General features: G+C 63.3%; 22 protein-coding genes. 8 read left to right on the forward strand and 14 right to left on the reverse strand.

The features are described 5' to 3' along the window. Positions 1-30: 30 nt before the first annotated feature. The 3 genes from leuC to MY55_RS14065 all read left to right on the forward strand — a co-directional run bounded on the left by leuC (position 31) and on the right by MY55_RS14065 (position 3482). On the forward strand, positions 31-1461 hold the full coding sequence (gene leuC / locus MY55_RS14055) for a 3-isopropylmalate dehydratase large subunit (protein WP_065202565.1): 1431 nt from the start codon (positions 31-33) through the stop codon (positions 1459-1461). Continuing rightward, positions 1458-2096: a 3-isopropylmalate dehydratase small subunit gene (gene leuD / locus MY55_RS14060; protein ID WP_065202566.1), complete on the forward strand. Its 639-nt coding sequence runs from the start codon at positions 1458-1460 to the stop codon at positions 2094-2096. Before leuC ends, leuD begins: the two co-directional genes overlap by 4 nt. A 63-nt stretch (positions 2097-2159) precedes the next feature. After that, positions 2160-3482, forward strand: a complete 1323-nt coding sequence (locus MY55_RS14065) for a 2-hydroxycarboxylate transporter family protein (protein ID WP_065202567.1) — start codon at positions 2160-2162, stop codon at positions 3480-3482. A gap of 522 nt (positions 3483-4004) precedes the next feature. Here the strand turns inward: MY55_RS14065 and MY55_RS14070 are convergent. The 6 genes from MY55_RS14070 to MY55_RS14095 all read right to left on the reverse strand — a co-directional run bounded on the left by MY55_RS14070 (position 4005) and on the right by MY55_RS14095 (position 11417). Further along, positions 4005-6713: a TraM recognition domain-containing protein gene (locus tag MY55_RS14070; protein WP_155419344.1), complete on the reverse strand. Its 2709-nt coding sequence runs from the start codon at positions 6711-6713 to the stop codon at positions 4005-4007. 66 nt (positions 6714-6779) lie between these two features. Beyond that, complete coding sequence (locus tag MY55_RS14075; protein ID WP_146008283.1) at positions 6780-7184, reverse strand: hypothetical protein; 405 nt, start codon at positions 7182-7184, stop codon at positions 6780-6782. 45 nt (positions 7185-7229) lie between these two features. Beyond that, a complete protein-coding gene (locus MY55_RS14080; RefSeq protein WP_065202568.1) occupies positions 7230-9182 on the reverse strand; it encodes an ArdC-like ssDNA-binding domain-containing protein in 1953 nt (650 codons plus the stop codon). Then, a complete protein-coding gene (locus tag MY55_RS14085; RefSeq protein ID WP_146008282.1) occupies positions 9179-9595 on the reverse strand; it encodes a hypothetical protein in 417 nt (138 codons plus the stop codon). The genes MY55_RS14080 and MY55_RS14085 overlap by 4 nt, the downstream gene beginning before the upstream one ends. Positions 9596-9671: 76 nt before the next feature. Next, entirely contained in the window at positions 9672-10409 is a 738-nt protein-coding gene (locus MY55_RS14090) for a bactofilin family protein (protein WP_043580624.1), read from the reverse strand. 54 nt (positions 10410-10463) lie between these two features. After that, positions 10464-11417 carry a hypothetical protein gene (locus tag MY55_RS14095; RefSeq protein WP_047237442.1) on the reverse strand — a complete coding sequence of 318 codons (954 nt, stop codon included), beginning with the start codon at positions 11415-11417 and terminating at the stop codon, positions 10464-10466. Between the two features lie 91 nt (positions 11418-11508). Between MY55_RS14095 and MY55_RS14100 the strand changes: the two genes are divergently transcribed. The 3 genes from MY55_RS14100 to MY55_RS14110 all read left to right on the forward strand — a co-directional run bounded on the left by MY55_RS14100 (position 11509) and on the right by MY55_RS14110 (position 13577). Continuing rightward, positions 11509-12207 (forward strand): hypothetical protein, encoded by a 699-nt coding sequence (locus tag MY55_RS14100; RefSeq protein WP_047237443.1) that lies wholly within the window; start codon positions 11509-11511, stop codon positions 12205-12207. 9 nt (positions 12208-12216) lie between these two features. Beyond that, positions 12217-13140: a prepilin peptidase gene (locus MY55_RS14105; RefSeq protein WP_081284701.1), complete on the forward strand. Its 924-nt coding sequence runs from the start codon at positions 12217-12219 to the stop codon at positions 13138-13140. 167 nt (positions 13141-13307) lie between these two features. Beyond that, positions 13308-13577 (forward strand): hypothetical protein, encoded by a 270-nt coding sequence (locus tag MY55_RS14110; RefSeq protein ID WP_043580621.1) that lies wholly within the window; start codon positions 13308-13310, stop codon positions 13575-13577. Between the two features lie 19 nt (positions 13578-13596). Here MY55_RS14110 and MY55_RS14115 read toward each other — a convergent pair whose 3' ends face one another. From MY55_RS14115 to MY55_RS14150, 8 genes are all read right to left on the reverse strand, one after another. Continuing rightward, positions 13597-14406, reverse strand: coding sequence for an EAL domain-containing protein (locus MY55_RS14115; RefSeq protein ID WP_052258417.1), 810 nt, complete (start codon positions 14404-14406; stop codon positions 13597-13599). A 131-nt stretch (positions 14407-14537) separates the two neighbouring features. Next, positions 14538-16679: a DotA/TraY family protein gene (locus MY55_RS14120; RefSeq protein ID WP_065202569.1), complete on the reverse strand. Its 2142-nt coding sequence runs from the start codon at positions 16677-16679 to the stop codon at positions 14538-14540. Between the two features lie 8 nt (positions 16680-16687). Then, on the reverse strand, positions 16688-18325 hold the full coding sequence (locus MY55_RS14125) for a hypothetical protein (RefSeq protein ID WP_152681667.1): 1638 nt from the start codon (positions 18323-18325) through the stop codon (positions 16688-16690). Next, a complete protein-coding gene (locus MY55_RS14130) occupies positions 18315-19304 on the reverse strand; it encodes a hypothetical protein (RefSeq protein WP_047258505.1) in 990 nt (329 codons plus the stop codon). Before MY55_RS14130 ends, MY55_RS14125 begins: the two co-directional genes overlap by 11 nt. Positions 19305-19320: 16 nt before the next feature. Continuing rightward, positions 19321-20067, reverse strand: a complete 747-nt coding sequence (locus tag MY55_RS14135) for a M23 family metallopeptidase (RefSeq protein ID WP_047258506.1) — start codon at positions 20065-20067, stop codon at positions 19321-19323. Continuing rightward, positions 20064-20834, reverse strand: a complete 771-nt coding sequence (locus MY55_RS14140; RefSeq protein WP_152680408.1) for a hypothetical protein — start codon at positions 20832-20834, stop codon at positions 20064-20066. The genes MY55_RS14135 and MY55_RS14140 overlap by 4 nt, the downstream gene beginning before the upstream one ends. Before the next feature lie 113 nt (positions 20835-20947). Continuing rightward, a complete protein-coding gene (locus MY55_RS14145) occupies positions 20948-21721 on the reverse strand; it encodes a hypothetical protein (protein WP_047243384.1) in 774 nt (257 codons plus the stop codon). Between the two features lie 169 nt (positions 21722-21890). Beyond that, the gene (locus tag MY55_RS14150) at positions 21891-22376 is read right to left on the reverse strand and encodes a lytic transglycosylase domain-containing protein (RefSeq protein WP_052941737.1); all 486 of its coding nucleotides are present in this window, start codon (positions 22374-22376) and stop codon (positions 21891-21893) included. 277 nt (positions 22377-22653) lie between these two features. Between MY55_RS14150 and MY55_RS14155 the strand changes: the two genes are divergently transcribed. Beyond that, positions 22654-22917, forward strand: a complete 264-nt coding sequence (locus MY55_RS14155; protein ID WP_043580707.1) for a helix-turn-helix domain-containing protein — start codon at positions 22654-22656, stop codon at positions 22915-22917. After that, complete coding sequence (locus tag MY55_RS14160) at positions 22895-24031, forward strand: site-specific integrase (RefSeq protein WP_047250183.1); 1137 nt, start codon at positions 22895-22897, stop codon at positions 24029-24031. The genes MY55_RS14155 and MY55_RS14160 overlap by 23 nt, the downstream gene beginning before the upstream one ends. The last annotated feature ends 131 nt before the right edge of the window (positions 24032-24162 follow it).

Consider the following 24162-nt stretch of genomic DNA (forward strand, 5'->3'; position numbering starts at 1 on the left):
CCTCGCTTTCAGGCTCACCGGGAGACAAGAGTGACCGCATTGCAAACCCCACCCCAAACGCTTTACCAGAAGCTGGTCGAAACCCACACGGTGGCGCGTCTGGATACCCAGAACGTGCTGCTTTACGCCGACCTGCACATCATGAACGAGTACACCAGCCCGCAAGCCTTCGCCGGGCTGGCGGAAGCCGGCCGCACAGTCTCGCAACCCGGCCAGAACGTGGCGGTGGTCGACCACATCATCCCGACCCACCCCGTGGCGATCCGCATCATCGAGGAGCCGAATTCGGCATTGCAGGCCTCGAACCTGAAGAAGAACTGCGACCGCCACGGCATCCCGCTGTTCGATGCCAACGACCGCTTTCAAGGCATAGAACATGTCATCGCGCCGGAGCTGGGCATGATTCGTCCCGGCATGGTCGTTCTCTGCGGAGACAGCCACACCACGACCTATGGCGCGCTGGGGGCCTTGGGCTTCGGAATCGGCACCTCAGAAGTCGAACACGTATTGGCGACCCAGACCCTGGTGTATCGCCTCGCGCAAACCATGCGCATCCATGTCGCCGGCCGCTTGCCGCTCGGCACCACCGCCAAGGATCTTATCCTGCTGATCATCAACCGGATCGGCGCGCACGGCGCGCGCGGCTATGTGGTCGAGTTCTGCGGCGAGGCCATTGAGTCGCTGACGGTGGAAGCGCGGATGACGCTGTGCAATATGGCGGTCGAGGCCGGCGCGCGCGGCGCGCTCATCGCGCCGGATGCGCTGACGCTGGAATACATCGCCCACCATTGCCCGGACCTGGCCGGCGCGACGCTGGACGCCGCGAAGGTGGACTGGCGCGCCCTGCGCAGCGACGACGGCGCCCCATTCGACCTTGAGCTTGAATTCCAGGCCGGCGACGTCGAGCCCTATGTGACCTGGGGCACCAGCCCCGACCAATCCATTCCGATCAGCGGCCGCATCCCCGTCGCCGCGTCGGCGCCGGAAGGCGCCGACCGGCTCACCATGCAGCGGGCGCTGCGCTACACCGGCCTGACCGAAGGCGCCCAACTGGAAGGCTTGCCCGTTCAGCGCGTCTTCATCGGCTCTTGCACCAATGCCCGCATCGAGGACTTGCGCGCCGTCGCGGACATCGTGCGCGGACGCAGCGTGGCGCCTACGGTGCGCGCCATGATCGTGCCGGGCTCAGGCGAAGTGCGCCGCCAGGCCGAACAGGAAGGGCTGGCGCAGCTGTTCATCGAAGCCGGCTTCGAATGGCGCCAACCCGGCTGCTCCCTATGCCTGGCCATGAATGACGACGTGCTCAATCCCGGCGAGCGCTGCGCCTCCACCACCAACCGCAATTTCGAAGGCCGCCAAGGCCGGGATGCGATCACCCACCTGATGAGTCCGGCCATGGCCGCCGCCGCCGCCGTCGCCGGCTGCATCACCGACGTTCGCAAACTGGGAGTCCAAGCATGACCGTTCACACCCGAATCGAAGACCTGGCCGCGCCGTTGCCGGTCAGCAATCTGGACACCGACCAGATCATGCCTAAGCAATTCCTGCGCCGCATCGACAAGGCGGGCCTGGCCGAAGGCCTGCTATACGACATGCGCTTCGGCCCGGATGGGAAACCCCGGCCCGCATTCGTTCTCAACCGGCCGGAATACGCGGCGGCCAGGATTTTGGTCGCCGGCCCCAATTTCGGCTGCGGCTCCAGTCGCGAACACGCGGTCTGGGGCCTGCGGCAATACGGCATCCAGGCGGTGATCGCTCCCAGCTTCGGCGAGATTTTCTATTCGAACGCGATGAACAACAGCCTGATGCTGGTGGCGCTGGCCGAAGCCGATGTCGAGGCCATTCTGGCCGACGTCTCCGCGCCGGAAAACAGCCTGGTCGCGATCGATGTCGCATCGATGACGGTGCGAAGCAGGAGCCTGACGGCGTCTTTCTCGCTGTCCGAGCGCCATCGCCGGATGTTCCTCGAAGGCCTGGACATGATAGGCGCGACCTTGGCCATGCAAGACCAGATCCATGCTTTCGCCGCCAAGCATTGGCAGCAACGGCCCTGGCTGAAAGACATCGCCTCCACGACAAAAAACCGTTTGGCGTAAGCGGAGCGCCCTGCCGGGCCACCGGTCCGGCGGCGCCGTCACGCCCTATCTGAGGAGACAAAAATGCATATAGAGGAAACCGTTAGCAACCAACCGGCAGGCAATGGGCCTTGGAGCACGCTGATGGCCATGCGCATCGGACCGCTGCCCTTGCCGCTCTATCTATCTCTCGCCGCCATTGTGGTCGCCGCGGCCATCGCGCATCGCCTGCCGAACGACCTGATCGGCGGCCTGGCGGTCATGATGTTGTCCGGCTTTCTGCTGGGCGAGCTAGGCAAGAGGCTTCCCGTGCTCAAGCATATCGGCGGCTCGGCCATTCTCTGCCTGTTTGTCCCCTCGGCATTGCTGGGATACAAGCTGTTTGACCCCGACATGCTGAAAGCGCTGACCACGGCGATGAAGACAGCCAATCTGCAATACCTCTACATTGCCTGTCTGGTGGTCGGCAGCATTCTCGGCATGAGCCACAAGGTTTTGGTGCAGGGCTTTTTGCGGATGTTCATCCCGCTGCTGGTGGGAACGCTGGGCGCCGTCGCCGCCGGCATGCTTGTCGGCCTATTATTCGGTTACACCCCTTGGCACACCTTCTTCTACATCATCATTCCCATTTTGGGCGGCGGCATCGGCGAGGGCATTCTGCCGCTCTCCATCGGCTATTCCGAAATGACCCGAATCCCGCAGGCTCAGATTGTCGCCACACTGATTCCCGCGGCCCTGATCGGCAATGTCGTCGCCATCCTGCTGGCCGGCCTGCTCCACTTCTACGGCAAGAAGCGCCCGCGATTCAGCGGCAATGGCATGTTGGTCAAAACCGGGGAAGATCGGGAATTGCTGGCCGCGCAGCATGAAGCGCCGATCAACTTGAGCTTGATGGGAAGCGGCTTGCTGCTCACCTGTTCTTTTTTCACCCTGGGGTCTTTATTTGCCCCGATTACCGGCATCCCGGGGCCGATCCTGATGATTATCACAGCCGCCCTGGTCAAGGTGAGCAGGGTGATGCCGGCGCAGGTGGAGCTGGGGTCCTACCAGATGTACAAGTTCATGACCAGCAATCTGACATTCGCCATCCTGGTTGGGCTGGGCACCCTCTTCGTGCCATGGAACCAGATGGCGGCTTCCGTCACCCCCGGGTATGTTCTGCTCTGCGCGGTGATCGTGCTGGCCATGGTGGCCAGCGGCTTCGGCATCGGCTTGTTGCTGAAGATGTATCCGGTGGAGTCGGCCATTGTCGCCGCCTGCCATAGCGGCCTGGGCGGCACCGGCGACGTGGCGATCCTGTCGGCCGCCAACCGGATGGAAATGATGCCCTTCGCGCAAATCTCGACCCGCATCGGCGGGGCGGCCATGATCGTTCTGGCCACGCTGCTGATGAAGCTTCTCCACTAGCGATCAACCCCAAAAGAAACCGCGGCCACTCAATCGCCTCCCGCTCAGAGAGGCTTTGCGCCCGCGCTCTTGTCAGGCAGCGCCAGCGGAGTATCGAGAATCTGAGACGAAAGAACCACTCCATGCATTGCGTGCGGGACGCCCTCCCGTCCGCGAGAGCATGACTTGAGCCAGGGGGACTTGCCGGAGATTGGCAGTCAAGACGTAGTGTCCGACGTCTTAGGCGCAAGCGTGGGCTGAATCTCCGCCAGGTAAACAACTCGAGGGTGGGCCGATAACAATAGGCGCCTTGCCGCAGTTGAATTGCCGCGGTGGCGCATCGAATGCTGACGCGGTAAGTGCTGATCAGAAAGTTGGCCCGCTTTTCGCCGCTGGTTTTTCCGAGGGGAGGTCAATGTTGACCCGGGGAGATTGGGTCACCGAGCTGGCTGCAGATCAGTCAGCCTGAATATCGCCAAACGGCAAAACGAAACGGCGGCATCCACCTGCGCGGACGCCGCCGTTTTTGTCGCGCGAGACGCGCTAAACCTGAGCGCGCTCTTCTTCCGCCTCGGCCAGCAGCAGCTCCAGGAACTGCCCGGCGTCCTCGCTGCCCAGAATATAGCCGGCCTGCTGGTCCATCTCGTCCAGTTCCCGCTCCGCGTCGCCGCCGCGCCCCAGCAGAGTCGCCAGCGCGGCATCAATGCGCATGGCCTGTTTGAGCAAGCCGTGCTCCTCGGCCAGCGCCTCGCACTCCAGCAGCACCTCGCTCAGATAAGGATCGACCCCGCCTTCCTCTTCCTGATGGCTCTGCGGCTCGGCTTCGCCGCCGGCGCCGAAGAAACCCGCCAGATCCGCCAGGTCGAAATTGCCGCCCGGCGCTTCCTCCGGCTCGGCCTCGGTTTCGGTGGCATGGAAAAAGGCCGCGGCGGAGAAGCCGGTCAGCGGCAACGGCGCATGTTCCTCCTCCGCGACCGCATCCGGCGCCGCTACGCCGGCTTTGGCCTCGGCCGGCATCCGCTCCCGTTCCGCATCGCTCGCCGCTCCGCCCTCCAGCTCGGCCTGCTCCAGCAGGCTGTCGGCATAGCCGGCCAGCTGATCCGGCGACATTCTGGCGCCCAGCGCCGCCTCCTCGCGCTCGGCCATCCGCTCCACCATCGGCACATCCGCCAGCATGCCGCCGGCCAATTCGGCCACCACTGCCGCCCGCATCAACAAGCCATGTTCGGCTTGCAGATCGCTGATGCGCACGAAAACATCCTCTTCCAGAGCGCCGGCCGCCTGCTCCGCCGCGCTCCAGCCGGACCCCGGGTCGGCAGGGATCTCGCGCTGCTCGGCCAGGCGGAACAGCTGCTCGACATCATCAAAGATGCGCCGCTTGAAGCGCAGCATCGACTCGCCGCCCTTGCCAGGCTCGGACACGCCCATCACATCCTGCATGATCTTGTCGGCGGCCAGCGCCTTTGACATGTCGTTGCCCAGCGGGAACAGCGTGTTGTGCTTGGCGTCCTTCGCCACCGCGCCGTCCAGTTGCACATAGAAGGTATTCATCTTGATCAGATGATTGCGGTTCATGAACCAGGCCTGGCCTTCCGCCATGTCCACCAGATCCAGATAGGTCAGCCGGTTTTCCTCGCGGTAGCTGGCGTCGCCGGTATCCACCAGCCGGTCGGAATTTTCCAGCTTGCGCTTGCCTCCGGCCCAGGCATACACGCCCTGGCCCGCGCGCTTGATGGCGATGTCGGCGGTTTCCTGGTCTTCGGTTTTCAGGAAGATCTTCATGCCGGTGTTGGCCAGGATGCGCGAGGCCTCGATCTCCGAACCCTTTTTGAACGATGGATAATCCTGGCCGGCGAAGATCACGCTGACGCCCAGCGAACGCGCCTGCGCCGCCACGTCGCCGAACCCCTCCACCGCGTAAGAGCCGTATTCGTCCATGATGGCCAGGAGCGCGGTGTCGGAGTTGGTGGGACGCGAGTCGACGATCTCCTGCTTGCTGCCGGTGAGCTGGGCCTTCAGCGACACCGACAGCGCGTTCTTGATGCCCGCCACCGTCAACCGGCCCAGGTTGGCCAGCGACGACGGCGCCTTTTCCAGCGCCGGCAGCATCACGTACAAGATGCGGCGGTTGTAGACCACGTCCTGGAAATCGACATCGCCCCACTCCACATTGCAGATATGGCCATAGGTGCCGGACAGCAGGCCCAAGAGTTCGGTGAACTGCATGGTGAGGAAGCCGTGCTGCTTGCTGGCCTGCTCCCAGTAGGTGTCGAAGGCGGCGGGATCGTTGTTTTTGGCGTTGATCGCCTCGCGAAAGCCCGGCAGCTCATCCAGATAGCCGGTGAGCTGTTCGCGGGCGTAACCGGGGATGCTCTCGTCGCTTTCCAGCTCTCCCAGCTTGTCCAGCCGCATGTAGTCGCGCAGCGCCTGCACCGACAGCGTGATCTTGCCGGCGTCGCGCATGGCCACCAGGCCGCGCATCAGCGCCCGTATCATCGCCTCGGCCCGGCCGCGCCACATCGCGCCGTCGCCGCCGCCATCCGGCCGCATCAGGCCGGTCACCAGCTCGGTCAGCGTGTCGGCCGAACCATAGGTGAAGGGGTTGAAGGTATTGGAGTGGATCTGCCCCAGCAAGTCCATCTTGTCCTTGGCGCCGCCGGCGTCGTCATCGTCCAGGATCGCCAGCTTCTCGAAACCGGTGGAGGAGATGAAGTTGAGCACCAAGAGGTCGTCCTCGCGGCCATACATCTTGGCCATGGTGACGATGTCGAACCAGGTTTTCGGATCGGACTTGCCGTCCACCATGATCACGCCCGAGCCATGGCCGATCGCCTGGCAGATCAGCCCCTCCAGCGCCACGGTCTTGCCGCCGCCGGTGGTGCCGAACAGGGTGGCGTGCACGCGCATGGTGTCGTCGCTGACCCAAATCTCTTCCTTGGTATCCATGGCGTTGCCCATGCACCAGACGCCTTTGCCGCCCTTGTCCGGCGGCCCTTCCATCCGGGTCCAGGCCAGCTTTTTGTCGCCGCCGGGCACCGGTTTCCAGAACGGCCCCTTCGGGTGGTCTATCACCCGGTTGCGCGACATCAGCATCGCTGCGCCGGCGAAAGCCAGCGTGAACAGCGGGAAAATCGGGCACAGCAGGTAGACCACGCCCAGGCCGGTCAGAAACGCCGGCTCTTGGCGGCGCAGCCAACCCAGCACCTTGTGGGAAAAGGGAACGACGTCGCGTTCAACCTGACTCCGACGCATCGGGGCCGCCATCAACGCACCGCTTCCGGATATATGATTCGCATTGCCAGACTTGATCCTGTTTTCTTATTGCCGACCGGCCGTGCCGGCCTGTTCGGCGGCCTGCTCCACCGCATTCTGCATGCGCAGCCTGAGGCCGGAGTCCGCCGCCTGGTAAAGCTGGTCGAATGCCGCCGACCTGACTGCCTGGCGCTGGTATTCGCGCGTCTGGGCCTGCAGCTGCTGGACCTTGCCTTCCTGCAAATACCACGCCGCGGCCGCGACCGGAACGACGATCAGCGCGGAACAAATCACCACGCACATGCCGAACTGCGGCAGGAAACGCCGCACCGTCATGTCATTGGAGACCAGTTTGCGCTGATGCTGCTCGCCCAGATTGACCAGCCTGGCCAGGGAATCCTCCACGGCCATGAAGCGGTCATCCATCATCGCGATCAGGTCGCTCTCCAGTTTCTTGAGTTCCTCTTCCATGGCAACCACCGTCAGATTGAACAAAGCATTGCGTAAACCACCGCGCTAAAAGCCGAGCGCGGCGTCGTCCAGCGCCGGCCTGCCGGCCTTGGGCTGCGGCGCGGCCGCGCGCTCGGGCTTACCCGCCGCGGGCGGGGAAAGGAAATCTCCCTCGATCACCGACTCGATGAAGTCGTAGAAACGGCCGCTGCTCAACGCCCTTTGCTTGCCGGCGTCGTCAAAGCTGACCACCCAGCCGCCGCTGCCGGACTTGCTGCTGATGCTGGCCACGCCTTCAACCAACTTGAGTTTGTCGCCGATCTTGGGCATATAGCCGACCAAGGGCGCGAAATAGCTGGCGTAGCTGCGGATCTGCGAATCCTTGGATTCGACATACTGCTGAAACTGGATCTTCCAGCCCGCCGCGTCCACCGCGTCCATCAGCCGCTGGGCGTCGCAATGCGGAGCATCCTCGCGAAAAGCCAGGTAAACGGCGCTGGGCGTCATCCGCGAATCGTCGTCGGCGATCTGGCGCACCAGCCCCAGTTCGATCACATCCTGGTGCCCCACTTTCAGCCAGCCGCCCTTGCCGTCGCGGAAAGGCTGGATGGAAATCTCGCGCGCCGGCGCCGCGGGTTCGGCGCCGCCGATCACGGCTATCTTCCCCGCCGAGCCGGCGGACGGCATCTCAATCGCCGCGGCCATCCTCGCCTGCCGCTGCGACTCTCCGTCTTTTTCCAGCAGATGGCCCACCTCCTCGCCGCGCTCGCGCAGGAACATGCCGAACAGCTCGCGCGCCTTGGCCGCCGCGCCGTCGAACATTCCTCCCATCACCGCGCCTTGCGCCCAATGCTGGAATTTTTCATGGATGGCGGCGTCGGTTTCGGCCAGCACCTGCTGCGCGCCGAAGTGGCTGGCCAGCTGATGCGCCAGCTCCGGCGCCGTCAGCAGCGCGACATCCATCAGCAAGGCATGACGGCGGGCTTCGCGCGCCATTTCCCGCTCGGTTTCCCCGGCATCCGCCAGTTGGCCGCCCGCGATCTGCGCCTCCGGCGTCGCGGCGGACGGCTGCGCTTGCGGGGCGGACGTGTCGCCGCCCTCCAGCAGATTGCCGCGCACGAACTGCCGCTCGATTTCCATCAGCCGCGCCAAGGTAGGCGATAGCTGGCCGAGCCAGCCCAGCACCTGCTCCACCTGGTGCGCGCCATGGAACCATTCCATGAAGTCGATTTCGCCCATGCGCTGCAACAGCGGTATCGCTCCGCCCAGTTGCCGCCCCTCGGCCGGCATCGCGGCGCCGAAACCTATCATGCCCATCAGGAGGGCGGAGACGATATGCGCCCACAGCTCTTCCAGCGGATCGTCCGGACCGTGATGCCGCGGCCGGCGCTTCGCCGCCCTCGGCCGCTTCTCGTGTTGCGCCGCCCACTGCGCCGCCTTGCGCAGCCGGGCCGCGTTGTACTCCCGCATATTGCGGAAGTAGCCGGCTTGCGGCACGCGGATGATCTCGCCCACCGGGTCGTAGATCGCGGCCGCGCCGCCGCTTTCCTCGCGCAGCCCCAGCTCGCCCAGGATGGCGCCCACCAGTTGCTGCAGTTTGCCGCCGCCGGCATGCGCGGCGGCCGGGTGCGCCGACAATGGCGGCAAACCGAGAATCTGCGCGCCGTTGAACACCGAGCATCCTTTGAGCGCCGGTCCCGCCGGCCCTGTCAACGCCTGCATCGGCCGGGCGAAAAGCAGCAGACCGGCGCGCGCGCCCGGCGCCAGCCCCAGTCCCAGCGACTGTATCTGCTTGTAGCTCAGCCAGCGCGGATCGCTAGACGCGGCCGGCAGCGCCGACTGGAGCAACAGGTGGTTGATGCCTTGGTAAACCGTTCCAGTCAGCGGGTTGAAATGGCGCGCGCCGGCCAACGGAGCCGCGAAGACATGCTCCGCGCCCAGCGCGGCCACTTGTTCGTGAATCCGCTGCGCGGCTTCTTGCGCATAAGCCCGGCGGCCATGCGGATGCCTATCCATCATTGCGCTCTCCCTTGATACAGGCCGGCGATGGACCGATGCAGTTCGTCTTCGCCGCGTCCGCTCATCGACCCCAGCGTAGCCAACGCCGCCAGATAGTCCGCCACCGCGCGGGCGAACACCGGATCGGCGCCGCAATCCTGCCGCATACGCGGCAAAGCGGCATCATCCAGCGGCGCGAACGCCACGTCGTGGTCCTCCGCCAACAGCGCCATCACGCACATGCGCTCGATGGCCAGCTGTAAAAAGGGCAGATACGCCCAGCGCGCGTCCTCTTCGTCGTCCAGCGCCTCCGGCGGCAGCTCGCGAGCCAGCCCCATTTCCCGCAGGTCCGGCTCCCGCGGCGCATCCGGCGGCAGGCGCGGAGCATGGCTCTCGGCGCGGAATCCAGTCAGCTCAACACTTTGCATAGTCATATGAAAAATTATATTAAAATTACTACTTAAATATAACTATTAAAATACAGGGTCAAAAAAAACCTCGCATGCCGGATCAAGCCCCGAGCGCAACCACGCGCCCGCCCGCCGGGTTTTCACGCGCGACGTCCAGGCCGCGGTACAGGCTTTCGATTTCCGCCGTATCCTGCGCCGCCGGCACCGCGCGCACCAGCGGCGCCACCACGCTGTCAGGCTCTACCGGCAAAACCGGGATGGCGTCCGCCTTTCCCGCCGCGGTGTTCTGCAGCGCGGCGCGCGCCGCCTCGCCCGGCCGCGGCGGCTGATCCAGCAGCGCGATGGCCTCCACGCGCCGCACCATGCCAGACAGCGCGGAGCCGATGTCCTGCCGCAAGGTATGGCGATAGTTGACCGTGCCGCTCACTTTTGCCGTCGGCATCAGCAAGACGTGGTCGGCGTGGATGTCGCCATCCAGGCTGCCGGCCACCACCACCACCCGGGCGTGCAGATCGCCGCAGACATCGCCGCCCTGGCTGACGATGACGATGGGGTCGCAATCGTCGATCGCGCCATTGGGAATCAGGTTGCCCATCACCCGGCCGGAAATCTTGACCCCGCGCCCGATGAAGATGTCGCCATGGATTTCCATGTCGATCTCGATCAGAGAACGGATCTGCTCGCGGGTGATCGTGGGCGAGCTGACCTTGGGCGGCATCTGGCCCGCGTCTTCAAACCTCTTGCCGGCTTCCTCCTCCAGCGCCTCGGATTGCTGGATGGAATGCAGCTTGTTGAGCGTGTCGCTGCCCAGCAGCATCTTCGCGAAGAATTTACGCATGATTGGATCCTTTTAGTAGCTGGCGCGGCCCGTCCGCCTTGCCGCGCGCCCGATCTAGAAACTGACCTTGTAGCGGCCGCGGTCGGTTTCCACCACCTGCGCCTGCTGGTCTATGCTCTGGATCACCTCGCCATTGCGGAAATGATCCCCCACCCGCAATTCAGCGGTGCCGCCGTTCGACTTTTTCACCCAGACCGAGGTGGAAGACATCCCCAGCACCTTGCTGCCGGCGTCCTTGCCGCCATCGCCGTGCGCTTTTGGCGCGCGCGCCTGCCCCGCGCCGCGCGACGCCATCTGGCGATTGCGCTCGCGCAGCGTCTTCACCTCTTTCTCCAGCCGCGCCACCTTGGCCTCTAGGCTTTCCGGCTGCGCCGCTTCCTTGGCCTGCGCCGCCTTCGGCTGCGACGCGTCGGCATCGCCGCCGGCCGCCGGCTCGCGGCTCAGCGCGGTTTTCTTGGCCGACGGCGCCAGCAGCGCCGGCTCGGCCGCCGCGTCCGCAGCGGCGTCAGGCTGCAACGGCGATGGCGATGCGGCGGCCTGGCCCGAATTGGCGCCGGGCTGCAGCAGCGCCTGAGGCTGCGACGGCGCCGCCGCGGACGGCGGCTGCGCGACGCTGGCGCTGCCGAGCGATGCCGGCGCGGCCTGATGCGTCAATTGGGCCGGCGGGGTGTTCACCATAGGCTTGACCGGATCCATAGGCCGCATTGCAGTCGGCGCCGGGTCCTCCACCGGCGGGGGATTCAGCACTTTCTGCCACAAGGGCTTAGTCAGCATCACGACCACCACGCCGCCGATCAGCGCCAGCAAGGCGATGCGCTTGGCGTCTTTCTTGGGCTGCGCGGCCGGCGGCGAGTCCATCGGCTCGTCGTCGAACTTGAGATCCTGATGCGCCGGCGCGGCCATGGTCCGGCTGGCATTGCGCGCCACCGGCGGCTCATCCTCGAAGCTCAGCCTATCCTCGTCCAGAGCCAAGCTTTCCGCATCGCCAAAATCGTGTGCTCCACTCATTCTGCCACCTCACCGAGAGAATTGGTTAATCCGTTTTCTTAAACTATGTTATATTGAAGTACATACTAAATCAAACTTTATGCGAGAAGAGATGCCGCTTTTCGACGTTCCCGCGCCACCGAGCGCCAATCCGCTGACCATTCCCTACCGCGCGCCCGCGCCGCGCAACTACGCCGAAGCCCGCGACCTGCTGGTCAAATCCAGCTTGCGCGCAGTCGACATCGCCAAGCTCAATCTGCAGAAAAAGCTGGAAGACCAGCCGCAACGCGCGCGGCGCGCCAACTTCATCGCAAGCCAAGGGCGGATACAGGCCGGCCTGGGCTTCGCCAAACTGGCCCTATTGGCGGACGGCACGGCCAAGGCTCCGGTGACGCTTTACTGGAAAATAGGCGAAAAAGCGGTATTCCAGGCACGCGGCACCCCCACTGCCGACGTGTGCGACGGCGTGCGGCGCATCTGGATGTCCGCCATCTGGTACGACATCTGGGAAAAGGGCATCGCCAAAAGCCAGGCCAGCCTCGACAATCTGCCCGCCATCATGTTCCAGTCCGGCGCGGCGCTGTTCAACGACCGCAAGCTAGGCATGGCGCAAGCCAGCCAGCAGGTTCGCGAAACGCTGGGCAGCGGCGGCGAGCTGCGGCTGGAAAACCGCAGCCAAAAACCGTTCTACCAATTTTCGCTGGATAGCGTCCTCAGCAATGCCTGCCTGAACGGAAACATGACCTACACCGACACCGGCGCCGCCTTGCCGCTGTATGGCGCGCCCTATCCCGGCCTGTTCCGCCCCTGAGGAAACGCGATGCGCATCGACAAACGCAGCGCGCTCGCGCTGGGCGGAACCACCCTCGCCCTATTGGCGGCCTTCAGCTGGCTGGGCCTGCAGGGCTCCGCGCCGGCCCGCGCCGCCGGCAGCCTCTTCGCCATAGGCCTGCTGCTGGGCAGTTTTCTGAACGTGCTGGCCTTCCGCCTGCCCCAAATGATGGAGCAAGCCTGGCAGAGGGAGGCCGCGGAAGCCTGCGGCTTGCCGCCGCCTGAACAGGCGCCGCTCAGCCTGTCCCACCCGCATTCGCACTGCCCCGGCTGCCGAAACACGCTCAAAACCTGGCAGCTGGTGCCGGTTTTCAGCTACCTGTTGCTGCGCGGGCGCTGCGCCTTCTGCGCCAGCCCCATCAGCCCGCGCTATCCGCTGGTGGAACTGTCCGTCGGCCTGATCTTCGCCGCGGTCGGCTGGCGGCTGGGCCCGAGCCCGGCCGCCCTGGCCCACTTGGCTCTGCTTTATCTGCTGCTGGCATTGGCGCTGATAGATCTGGACAGCAAGCTGCTGCCCGACAGCCTGACGCAACCGCTGCTATGGCTTGGCCTATTGGCCAATCTGCTCCAGTCTCTGGCGCCGCTGCAAGATGCGGTAATCGGCGCCATGGCGGGCTATCTGTCGATGTGGCTGATCGCCGCGGCCTTTCGGCTTTGCACGGGCAAAGAAGGACTGGGCATCGGCGATTTCAAGCTGATGGCGGCGCTGGGCGCCTGGCTGGGATGGGAAGCGTTGCCGCTGATCATCACGATAGGCTCGATCAGCAGCGCACTGGTCGGCATCGCCCTGATAGTCGCCAAGAGAACGAAGCGGGAGCAGACGCAGCCGTTCGGCCCCTTTCTGATCGCAGGCGGCATCGTCGCGCTGCTCTGGGGGAAAGAAATCACCCGCTGGTATCTGGCGCTGGCTTGAAAGGCCAGCCGGCGCGGATCTTCAGCGGAATAACATTTGCTTATAAATACAATTTGCAAATGATGATTTCATTTTTAGCTGAATTTAAGTAAATCTACGCATGTCATGCGGTTTAAAATATCAGTATTATCTGTTAGGTGTAAACAGTAAATTCACAACAAAAACAAATGATCTGGCATATAGAAGACGATGTGGGCGTAGTGTTCAAAGGCTCGGAAACCAGCTGCATTGGCAGAATGCAGCAACTGCGCCGACAATCGATACTGGGCTTGCCGCTGCCGACCTGCGGCGCCGTGCGCGTGGTGAATCATCAAGGCGTCGTAGCAGCCACCTTGCTGGCCGACGCGCCGCAGCAGCGGCTGGCGCCGACGAACCGGCAAGCGCTCTACGCCCTCGACCAGGACATGGTGGAACATTTGGGCCACACGCCCCGCTGAAGCCGAAACCCCGGCCGACTCATCGCAAGTCCATCCCCGGGGCATCCAGCAAGCCCCGAAATTCCGCGCCCGGCAAAGCCGGCGAAAACAGGAATCCCTGCCAGTAGTCGGCCCCCATGTCCTTTACCGCCTCCAGTTGGGCCATGGTCTCCACCCCTTCGCACACGCTTTCCATTCCCAGGTCGCGCACCATGCGGATCAAGTTGCGCATGATGATGTGGTCCCGCTCTATCTCCAGCATCTGCCGGGTAAAGCTGCAATCTATCTTGATGGTGGTGGCGGGAATATGGCGCAGATGCTCCAGCACCGAAAAACCGGTGCCGAAGTCATCTATCGCCACCCGAACGCCCAGCTTTCTCAACTGGCGCGTCACCTCCACCATCGTCGGCAAATCATGGAACAGATAAGACTCCGTGATCTCCAGCTCCACGCAAGACGGCTCCAGTCCAGCCTGGGCAATCAGCCGCTCCACCTTGCCAGGCAGCTCAGGGACGATCTGCCGCCGGGATAGATTGATGGCCAGGCGAAAATCGGCGGGCAAGCGCGCCTCATCCCGCCACGCCGCCATCATCCGCAAAGCGCTGGCCATGCTCCAGTCACCCAACTCGACGATGAAGCCGCTTTGCTCCGCCAGGGGGATGAAGCTGGCGGGACTGACCGGCCCATTGCGCTCGGCGCTGTGCCAGCGCATCAACGCCTCCGCGCCGGCGACCCTGGCGGTGCGGCAACTGAGCTGCGGCTGGTAATGCATGCTGAACTCGCGCTTGCGCAAGGCAGCAACCAGGCTTTCCCGAGTGGGGGCGCTATGCGCTTGATCATGCATGTTCATGAATCTCCGGCAATATCATCGGCAATCCGCCTTACGGTCTCGAAACAGTTCCAACCCACGCCACCACCCCATCCGCAACGATGCCGGCCAGCGACCTCTTCCTAGGCGCCAGGCCGGCTCAATCCTAGCGCTTACTTGCCGGGCTTCACGCCCTTGCTCAGCGCGCCCTTCCAGCCGCTGGCGCCCACATTGGCGGCGCCGCCGGACATATCGGTCAGCTTCGGGGCGCTGATGCCCAGCTGGCTCTTGCCTTCCTGCAGGCTGTCGGACTGCGGGTTGATGTTCAGCCAGTTGGCGATGCGGTGCGGCAGGGAAATCATCAGGCCCATGGTGAGAAAGGTGACGCCTATCACCACGGCCGCCATCAGCAGCGGTTTCACCAGGAAGTCCAGGCCGCTGCCCACCGCGGTCGAACCGGTGATCGACATCATCATTTCAAAGGCGAACGGCACCGCCACGTTGAACAGCGTCATCGACGCGCAAAAGCCCAGCACCACCAGCAGCGGGAACAGCGTGATATAGGCCAGCAAGCCCCAGCCGGTTTCGGCGCGGCTGTGCACCAGCGACTCGCCGTCCGGCAGCATGTGGAAGATCATCCACAGCGGCGACGCCAGCGCGGCCACCACCAGCCAGATCACCCACTCCAGCGTCATCAGCACGAAGTAGATGGTCGGCAACGAGGGCAGCAGCATGGTCAGCACCGTGCCCGCCATCACCGCGGACTTGGCCACCATGGTGGCGACATCGGCCATGCCGCCGCCGGCTATCGATTTCACCGCGTTGGAAACCATCCCGCTCTGCGCGCTTTCATTGGCGGTGCTCTTATCGCAAGAGTTGTCGCTGCCGCTGCGCTTCTCGCAAACCAGCATGTTCAGCGTGGTGGTGCCGAACATGTTCAGCAAACCGCCCAGGCGCTGCACCGCGTCGAACGCGCCCACGTCGTAGGCGCTGTTGCCCACGCCGAACAGCAGGCTGCGCAAGATCCGGTTTTCCACGTTGACCTGCAATTCGCCCATGATGGAGGCGTTGGCGTTGTTGATCGCCGTATTGCCGGCCTGCATCAGGCCGCCTACGCCGGACAGCACGCCCTGCACGGAGAAGTTGAACGCCTTGAACGCGCGCTTGAAAGCCATCCGCGTCTGGTCGTTCAGCGCCATGCCGGCTCGGGTTTCATCGCCTATGTCTTTAAAGTCGAAGCTGGGCTCGCCGGAGTAATAGATGTAATTGTCGATCTCGCCGCTGACCGACGAGTACTTTTGATAGAAGTTGCCCAAGCCAGGCCAGCCCAGCTTCTGCACCGCCTTGGTGTTTTCCTTGATGACATCGGTCATGTCCATGTCGATGGCGCTGTTCATCTGCATCAGGTAAGTCGCCGCCAGCGTGGCCAGGATGCGCTCGTCCAGCACGCCGCCCATCCTGCCCAGAGTGGCCGACAACGCGTCCTTCAGCGTCGAATTGGCGGCTTCCACCTTGCGGCACGGCCCGACGAAGGAGCTGGATCCGCAATCCATCCGGCCAGACGGGTATCCATCGGTCGTGCTGCTCGAACTCGGCTGCGCATCCGGCCTCGTCGCCTGGGCGTTTTGCGCGCCGCCGCACAGGTCGGACAAGGAGATGCCGGTTCCGCCGCCGCCGCCGCCGCCGCCGCCGGTTCCGGTGGCGATTCCCCACAGCTGCATGCCGATGCCGAGCGCCGAGCCGCCGCCAGGCGCCGGGTTGGTTTTGGCCGGGTTGCCATCCGCGCCCAGATTGCTGGCCGTATTCATGCACACCGCCGCCGCGGTGATGGTGGCGAAAGCCGTCGCCGCCGCGTCGGTGTTGTTCAGCAAAGACGCTGGCTTGGTGTGGACATAGCCGCTGCTGGGCAGGAAAATCCGCTCAGCCAGCACATTGGCCGCCTCGTTGCCGATGTAGTTGCCCAGCAGGGCCAGCCCCACCACCATCACCTGGATGGCGGACAAGCCGCCCGGCACCACCGGCGCGGAGAACATCAAACCGCCGACGCCGCGCAGCGGCACGATCACCGCCGACCAGCGCTTGCCCAGCACCACGCCTTCCTGGGAGGAATAGATCAAGCCCATGCCCAGAATGTAAAACGTGATCAAGGGGGTGAACCATAGCGCGACATCGGCGGCCAGCGCCATGCCGGTGGTCATCGGAACCGAATTCACCCCGGTGGTATGGATGCCGTAATACGACAAGGCGTCGCTGCCCAGCACCCTTTCCAGAAACACGAAGCCAATCCCCTTGGCTCCCTCGCTCAATACGCTCATACCCCCTCCTAGCGCCCGTTAATCGCACCGATCGGTGCTCCCTGGCTTAAACCGGCCAGTTGTTCCTTGCGTTCGATATTTCCCAACATTCCCGACGATGCGGCGAACAGCCGCTCAAACCGCAGCTGCGACTGCGATGTTTGCATCTGCACCTCGGTGGACAGCTGCTTCAGCATCACCCGGCAGCCGTTGGCCTGGCCGGTGCTGAGTCCGCTGATCACGCTGGGCGTGAACATCTGGATGGTGCTGGCCAGTTGGGTGATGCGGTCCTGCGCCATCCAGCCCTCCATATAGCTGCCGTAGCTCAGGCTCATCACCGATGCCATCTGCGCCCGCACCGCCAGCTCTTCCTGGTAGGCCGGCGAGCCCGGCTTGGCGGTGAACGGGGTATTGGGCTCCAGCCCCAGCGTGAGCCAGGCGTTGCGGCGCACATTCTCCCGCTCGGCCGCGCCCACCGGCTGCAGCTGGCCGTCCTGCCCCAGCCGCGGCCCGATCACATACGGCCGCATCACCGCGGCCCGCCGCTCCGCCGGGTAGCTGCCCATCCAGCCGTAAAACGTCCCGGGGCGATCGCCATCATAGGACCACTGCGCCAAATCGCCGCGCTCCTGCCTGGCGTACCGCTCAATCACCTGCTGATTAGAGCGCACGCCGCCGGAGGTGCCGAATTCGGACGAGCCGTCGCCGTTCGGATAGGCCGGCAGATTCTGCTTGCCCCAGGTCATGTCTTCCTGCTGGCGCTCCATCGCGTTGTCGAAGCCCAGCTTTTTCAGGTAAAGCTCGGCCTCCTTCTTGATCTGGTCGATCCGATGCTTGATGTTGTCGAGCTTCTGCTTCTGCGTTTGGTACCAGCTGATATAAGGCCCGATGTACGGGTAGTTCTTGATGATTTCCGACGTGATCTTGGTGATGATGTTTTCCTGGATGATCTTCTTGATCCACTTCTTGAAGTAATCGATGGCCTGCTGCTTGGCGTAATCCACCACGCTGTTGACCATGGACTGCACGAACTGGTCCTTATCCAGATTGCCCAGATATTGCACGATCGAATTTTTCGACCCCCACACCACCGCTTCCGCCGCCTGATCGGCCGCCGCGGGAAACATCTTGCCCATCTCCAGCGAGATGGCCTGGTTGGCCATGACAGCCAGCACCTGCTGCGGATACTTGGCCATCACCTGGCGCACCAGCCCGGCATTGGCCTGCGCCACCAGCTCGTTGGCCAACGCGTCCGGCATGCCGTAGTAATCGAGGCTGGCCGCGTCTTCCAGCTGCGGCCGCATCCAGGAGAAATCGCCCACCGCCTCGCGATAGGCCTGGTTCGCTTCGGTATCCGGCAGGTTTTGGGCATCCTGCCGCAGCTTGGCGAGCTGCCGCTGCACATAGGCCTCGCGCAGCACCGGATAGTTGGCCATCACCTGGTTTTGCGCCAGCGCCCGCAGGCGCTGCGCCAGCTCGGCGGCCGACTGCCCGGCCGCCGGTCCGTAAGACGCGGCGGAAGCCTCCGCCCGGGCCACCGCGATGAAACCGGGCAATACCGGCGCCACCTGCATGCCCAGCAGGCAGGCCAGCGCGGTCCCCGACACGCCCTGCACCCACCTGTTTCCGACGATGGCCGCCGCGCGCGCCTTGCCCTTACTTGGCATAGCTCTGAACCGCCTGGCTCTGGCTCAGCCTGCGCAGGCGGTCGCTCATCGACATCCGCGCGTTGTTGGCGGCCATCACCGCCAGCAGGCGCTCCTGCCGCAGCGAAGACTGGTACTGGCTGAGCAGCAAGCCGGACTGCACCGCCAGCAGCTGCACCTGCGCCTTCATCGCCGTGCCGGGGTTCATGTTTTCTATGGTTTGCTGCGACATCGACAGCAATACGTCGGACACCGTCTTCACCTCTTCGGCCGACAGGTCGTACTGGCGGTAACTGTCATACGCCACCAGTTGGGCGGAGTTGTAGCCGATGCGGCGCGCCTCGTATTCCTGCGCGGCCGGATTGCTCTTGATCTGGGCGGACGACACCGGCGGCACCGGCTCCAGGCCGATGGTGAGCTTGGCGTTGTAATCGGCCAGCTTGCGGTCTTCTGCGGATGGGACATCGCCGGGCGCGAACGACAGCGGCTGCTGCACCTGCTGCTTCTGCTGCGGCGTGGCGCTCTGGAACCAATTGGCCAAAGCGCCGTAATAGCCCTGGATCGCGGTATTCTGGTCCATATTGCCGGCCATATTGCCGGTCACCGCCTGCAGCTGGGCGGTCATGCCGCGCCGCGCCGACATCGCCGCGCCGGGCGAGCCGGTATTGTTGGCGTCGGCCGGCACTTCGCCGGGCTTGGGCAGCGACTTGCCGCACCAGATGTCGCATTGCTGCTGGCGGTTCTTGTCGGACTCCTGCCCCATCTTGTCGCGCATCGCCTCGCCCTGCTGCCGCATCACGTCCATTTGCTGGATCATCGCGGCGAACTGCTGGTATTGCTGCTGCAGGATCTGCGTCACCTGGTTCAGGATCTTGCCCAGGATGTCGTTGGACAGGTCCGCCAGGGCCAGCGTCGGCGCCAGCGCCAGGCCGCCGCCCAGCAGCAGGACCAACACCTTTCTCTTCAACGGCAATGAATTCAGCTTTTGTTTGATAGTCATTACATCAAACCTTTTCTTAATAGGGTTTAGACGTACGGCCAGGCTCGTCCAGCCGCCAGCCCTGGCTTGCCACCGGCGGCGGCTGTATCGGGCAGGCATCCCACACCGGATCGGGCGCATCGCTGTCTTTCGGCCATTCCACCGTATTGTTTTCATCGCCGGTCTGTTTCGGCTCGCTTTGGTCCGACGTCGACACCGCGCCGCTGCATAGCATGGAGGTCGGCCCCTTGGGCGGGGACGGATTCTTGTACACCAGGTAGTGCGCCTCCCAGTGCAGATTGGGCCCGGTGTTGTTGCCGCCGCTCATGCCCGAGTAGCCGAGCAGATCGCCAGCATGCACCCGCTGTCCGCTTTTCACCGAAATGGAATTCAGATGCAGATAACGGGTGAGATAACCGTTCGGGTGCTTCAAATTGATGAAGTTGCCCGCGTTGTTGACATTGAACGCCACTCGTTCCACCACGCCGTCGGCCGGCGCATAAATCGGCGTATTGGACGGCAGGCTGATGTCGTCGCCGTAGTGCGGCCGGGTAGTGCCCAAAGTGGGATGCTTGCGCGCGGCCGAAGCGGGACTGGTCACCCGCACCGCGCCCTGAAACGGCGTGGCGAAACAAAACCCGGCGGGGCCGCCGCCATTGCCGCCACCGCCTTGCGGCAGGCTGATGCCGTCCGCGCCCGCCTGGCCAGACGACAACAGCACGGCGGCGCTGCCGCAGGCAATGGCCGACAGCGCGCCGGCAAAGCACAGCAGGAATGTCTTCATTTTTCCAGCCCGTCCATCTTGCGCCAGACCTCGCGGGCGGCATCTATCGCCTGGCGGTGTTTCAGGTAGTAGGCGTCATCGCCCGCGTCATGGCGCAAGCGGCTGAACAACGCCTTGCTCAAATCGTCCGCCAGAATGGCGCAAGCCGCGTTGTCCGGCCGCTGCATCGCGGGGTCGTACAAATCCAGCGTCGGCGACGTCACCGCCGCCACATAATCAAAGCGGTTGAAGCGAATGGACGACAGGTAGGCATTGCGGCGCGCGCGCGCCTGTTCCGCCTGCGCGGCCAGCTTGTCCCAGCGCGCCTGCTTGCCCTTGGCCGCCGGTGACGGCTTTTTGCAGCGCGGCGCCGCCGGCCAGTCATCGCTGCCCAGTTCCACGCACCACGCCGACGCCGGTCCGGCCAGACGGTCGAAACCCACGCGCGCCGCGGCCGGCTCGGCATGGCCCAACGCCGAAAACTGGTAGTTGTGGCGGAAATACGCGCCCGCCATCTTGTAGCAGCCCGACTCGTACATCACGCCGCTCAGCACCAACACCGCCTTGTCGCGGCGGCCGCGCGCGGCCTGCATCAGGCCGGCGGCGCCGTTACGCTGCAGAAAGCCGGAAAACGCCCTGTGCGGCCGGATGCGCGCCACCGCGCCGCCGGCGACAGACTCCACCGCCCGCGTCACGATCGCATCGGCCTGCTGATCGGTTACCGTTTCCGCCCGAACCGGCGCCAAAGGCAGCGCCAGCAGCAGCGGCACAAGAAAGCGCGCTCTCATATTTTCAGATAAATGTTTACTATAATTTATATAATATCAAACTTTTACCAGAACAAGGCAAAAAAACAGCCTGCTCTCGCCGCGCGCCGGCAACCACGCCGACGCGCCCATCATCATTCGCCGGATATCGGCACCTTCTTTTGCCGCACGCCCTTGCGGCGCGGCGGCGGCGCCGGAATCAACGACGAATTCAACGCCGCGATATCCATGAACTCGTGCAGCATGTCCAGGCTGCGCGTAGTGGCTTCCTGCTTGACCGAGATATTCTTCTCCTCCATCAGCAAGGTTTCGCGGATCGCGGCCAGAATCTCGCTTTTGCCGCGCAGATTCTTGTCTTCGTCGATATCCTCCAGCTTGCTCAACAGCCGCTGCAGCACCACCAGCGAACCGTCGCGCTCCTGCTCCGCCTGCTGCTCGTACGATTTGAGCAGATCATCCATCTCGCGCGCGATGATCTGCACCTGCGGCTCGGGCTTCACCTGCTTGCGCTCCCAGTGAGACACCGCCACCTTGCGCCGGCCGAACAACTGCGCGAACGAATCCTGATTGATGGACAGGCGCAGCCTGAGCGTGGGCATGTCCACCTGGCCAAACGGGAAGCGCTCCGGATGCGCGGCGTACCAGCGCACCAGGTTGGCGATGGCGCCGTCCACCGGCATGTCGGCGTTTTTCTTGACGATGGTGGACCACCGGCCATGCGTCTGGATTCCCAGCGCGGCCAACGCCTGCGCCACCGTGGCGCCGAAATAATCCTTGAAAGCGTCCAGATCCCGCCCAATGATCGGCCTGTCCTCCGGAAAGGCCAGCACCACCGGCAGCCGGGACTCCGCGGAGTCCTGGCTTTCCTCATGGCGCTCAACCGGAAGAAGCGATTCTTGTTGATTCATCTTTACCCCAATACATTCATGCAATACACACAAGCCCGGAATCCATGCAGTATACCGCATCGCTCCGAAACCACTTTCTGGCAAGCGCAGGGTCTTTTACACCGGCCCGCTTTTCTCATTGCCGTAACCGCAAGCGCATCCCCGCAGCGGCGCCCCGCCACCCGGGCAATCAACCCCACCCCGGGTATTCCTGCCGCAAGGATGCCCAAATCTTCAATACATGTAAGGCATACGGCCTGGCGCGCGCCGGATTCGGACTATGGTAAGCGCCAATGCCCGCCTCCCAGCTGCCGCGCCGCCGCACCTCCGTCGACAGCAGCCAGGCCGCGACATGCGCATTGACGCAGGGATCATACAATCGCGCGCGGTCTATGCCATAGCGCGCCAGCTTGGGCAGCCAGAAATCATTGATTTGCCAATAGCTGATGTCCACGCTGCCATTGCTGTTGCGCCCAGTCACATACGGGTTGCTGAACTGCACGCCGGACTCCTTCACCTTCAATGCCATCAAAAGCAGGTATGGCACGCCAAAGCGGTCGGACGCGTCCAGCGCGCAGTTGGCCGTGCGCCTCACATCGAAATGCTCCGGCGGCGCCTCGGCCCAGGCCGCAGGCAACCAGGTGAGTAGCATCAACAGCAGGATACGCTTAGCCATCTCTCTCATATTTTGTTTAACAACATATGCATTATATTAAACTTTTTATAATCAGGAAATGACCGCCACGCACGTGGCGCCACCACACGCGCGCAACGGCGCCCAGGCTGCCGGGCTGGCACAGCCTTGGCCACTCGTCCCCATGCGCCTCATCAGCCACATCGCAAGCCCCGCCCCAGGGGGCATCCGCCGCCGAAACCCGCTAGAATTCCAACTATAATTGGAGGACGTCAACCATACCCCCCTCGACAATTTCGTCCTAATTCGAAAGGCCGGGATGAACAGCCAGAATATCTACAATATCGCTTTCGGCATCGTTTTACGCGACCTCAGGAAACAAAAAGGCTATTCACAAGAAGCCCTGGGTTTTGAAGCCAATCTCGCGAGAAACTATATATCCCTGATGGAACTGGGCCAGCGCTCCCCCACCCTGGACACGCTGACCGCCCTTTGCTCCGCACTGGACATCCCATTCCCGGCCCTCGCCATGCTGATCCAAGCGAAGACAACCGAGACACATGGAACCAGATCAAAAACTTAAAGATACGCTCGCCATTTACCGTGATCGAATTTCCATCCTCAAAAAGGGATACGCGCAAGAACGCTACCGGATAGAACAGCTCTGCCGATCGTTTCTGGGAGACATCGTCACCCGCGAAGTCACCAGCGTGGATATCGCCACCTACCGCGACCAACGCCTGACCCAGGTCAACCCCAAAACGCAGAAACTACTGTCCACCGCCACGGTGCGCCTGGAAATGTCGCTGCTCAGCAACTGCTTCGACATCGCCCGGATCGAATGGGGGCTGTGCGACAGCAACCCGGTGTCCAATGTCAGGAAACCCAAGATCCCCCCCGGCCGCGACCGCAGGATGACGCCGCGCGAAGAGCGGCTGATCCTGCGTTACGCGCACGCCCACTCCAACCCCGAGCTGTATTCAATCATCGTCATCGCGCTGCAAACCGCCATGCGCCAGGGCGAGATACTGGGCATGCGCTGGGAATACATCAATCTGAAGACGCGGGTGGTCCACCTGCCGGAAACCAAAAACGGCAGCAAGCGAGATGTGCCCCTCAGCCTGAAAGCGCGCGACGCGCTGATCCGTCTGGGCGTGAAAAGCAAGGGCAAGGTGTTTTCCTACAGCGCCGCCGGGTTGAAATCGACCTGGCGGCTGATGAACCAGACGCTGGATATCAAGGACCTGCACTTCCACGACGCGCGCCACGAAGCGATATCGCGGCTGTTTGAACTGAACAGCCTGGACATGATGGAAATCTCCGCCATATCGGGACACAAATCGCTAAGCATGCTCAAGCGCTACACCCACTTGAAGGCGCACAAGCTAGTGAGAAAACTGGAAGGCAACAAAAACAAGGGCAAACAGGTGGTGCTGGACCATATGGTGCCCTACCCGGCCGTTATCATGCGGCGCAAAGACACGGTTACCATCCGCCTGCTGGATTTCGATGATCTGCAGGAAACCGCGCCAGACGAACCTCTTGCCATCCGACTGGCGCAAGATGCCTTATTGAGAAGACTCATGACCAGCATGCGAGATGCCACACCCATCCCGCCAGCCGACCAGTATCTGGACAGCGTGGATGAGCGGCACATCATCATGATCGACCCGCTTGCGAACCACTCCACCCTTTGAGACAAAATTTTCGAGAAAGTATCAATTAAAATGCATAAATTATGCCAAAAAACAAGAAATTAATCATGGGAATCATAAGGTTAAATATGCATTGCCATCGTGGAAAATCGCTTGAAAAACTAGATAGCCTT

This window comes from Chromobacterium subtsugae (genome assembly GCF_001676875.1).
GTDB lineage: Bacteria > Pseudomonadota > Gammaproteobacteria > Burkholderiales > Chromobacteriaceae > Chromobacterium > Chromobacterium subtsugae.

Excerpts from the sequence above, each read along its gene's own strand:
- MY55_RS14135 (WP_047258506.1), bottom strand. The coding sequence starts at position 20,067 with ATGAAGACATTCCTGCTGTGCTTTGCCGGCGCGCTGTCGGCCATTGCC.
- MY55_RS14140 (WP_152680408.1), bottom strand. The coding sequence starts at position 20,834 with ATGAGAGCGCGCTTTCTTGTGCCGCTGCTGCTGGCGCTGCCTTTGGCG.
- MY55_RS14100 (WP_047237443.1), top strand. The coding sequence starts at position 11,509 with ATGCCGCTTTTCGACGTTCCCGCGCCACCGAGCGCCAATCCGCTGACC.
- MY55_RS14085 (WP_146008282.1), bottom strand. The coding sequence starts at position 9,595 with ATGACTATGCAAAGTGTTGAGCTGACTGGATTCCGCGCCGAGAGCCAT.
- MY55_RS14115 (WP_052258417.1), bottom strand. The coding sequence starts at position 14,406 with ATGAACATGCATGATCAAGCGCATAGCGCCCCCACTCGGGAAAGCCTG.
- MY55_RS14095 (WP_047237442.1), bottom strand. The coding sequence starts at position 11,417 with ATGAGTGGAGCACACGATTTTGGCGATGCGGAAAGCTTGGCTCTGGAC.
- MY55_RS14120 (WP_065202569.1), bottom strand. The coding sequence starts at position 16,679 with ATGAGCGTATTGAGCGAGGGAGCCAAGGGGATTGGCTTCGTGTTTCTG.
- MY55_RS14110 (WP_043580621.1), top strand. The coding sequence starts at position 13,308 with ATGATCTGGCATATAGAAGACGATGTGGGCGTAGTGTTCAAAGGCTCG.
- MY55_RS14090 (WP_043580624.1), bottom strand. The coding sequence starts at position 10,409 with ATGCGTAAATTCTTCGCGAAGATGCTGCTGGGCAGCGACACGCTCAAC.
- MY55_RS14160 (WP_047250183.1), top strand. The coding sequence starts at position 22,895 with ATGGAACCAGATCAAAAACTTAAAGATACGCTCGCCATTTACCGTGAT.
- MY55_RS14155 (WP_043580707.1), top strand. The coding sequence starts at position 22,654 with ATGAACAGCCAGAATATCTACAATATCGCTTTCGGCATCGTTTTACGC.
- MY55_RS14080 (WP_065202568.1), bottom strand. The coding sequence starts at position 9,182 with ATGATGGATAGGCATCCGCATGGCCGCCGGGCTTATGCGCAAGAAGCC.
- MY55_RS14070 (WP_155419344.1), bottom strand. The coding sequence starts at position 6,713 with ATGCGTCGGAGTCAGGTTGAACGCGACGTCGTTCCCTTTTCCCACAAG.
- MY55_RS14075 (WP_146008283.1), bottom strand. The coding sequence starts at position 7,184 with ATGGAAGAGGAACTCAAGAAACTGGAGAGCGACCTGATCGCGATGATG.
- MY55_RS14130 (WP_047258505.1), bottom strand. The coding sequence starts at position 19,304 with ATGACTATCAAACAAAAGCTGAATTCATTGCCGTTGAAGAGAAAGGTG.
- MY55_RS14150 (WP_052941737.1), bottom strand. The coding sequence starts at position 22,376 with ATGGCTAAGCGTATCCTGCTGTTGATGCTACTCACCTGGTTGCCTGCG.
- MY55_RS14065 (WP_065202567.1), top strand. The coding sequence starts at position 2,160 with ATGCATATAGAGGAAACCGTTAGCAACCAACCGGCAGGCAATGGGCCT.
- MY55_RS14145 (WP_047243384.1), bottom strand. The coding sequence starts at position 21,721 with ATGAATCAACAAGAATCGCTTCTTCCGGTTGAGCGCCATGAGGAAAGC.
- MY55_RS14125 (WP_152681667.1), bottom strand. The coding sequence starts at position 18,325 with ATGCCAAGTAAGGGCAAGGCGCGCGCGGCGGCCATCGTCGGAAACAGG.
- MY55_RS14105 (WP_081284701.1), top strand. The coding sequence starts at position 12,217 with ATGCGCATCGACAAACGCAGCGCGCTCGCGCTGGGCGGAACCACCCTC.
- leuD (WP_065202566.1), top strand. The coding sequence starts at position 1,458 with ATGACCGTTCACACCCGAATCGAAGACCTGGCCGCGCCGTTGCCGGTC.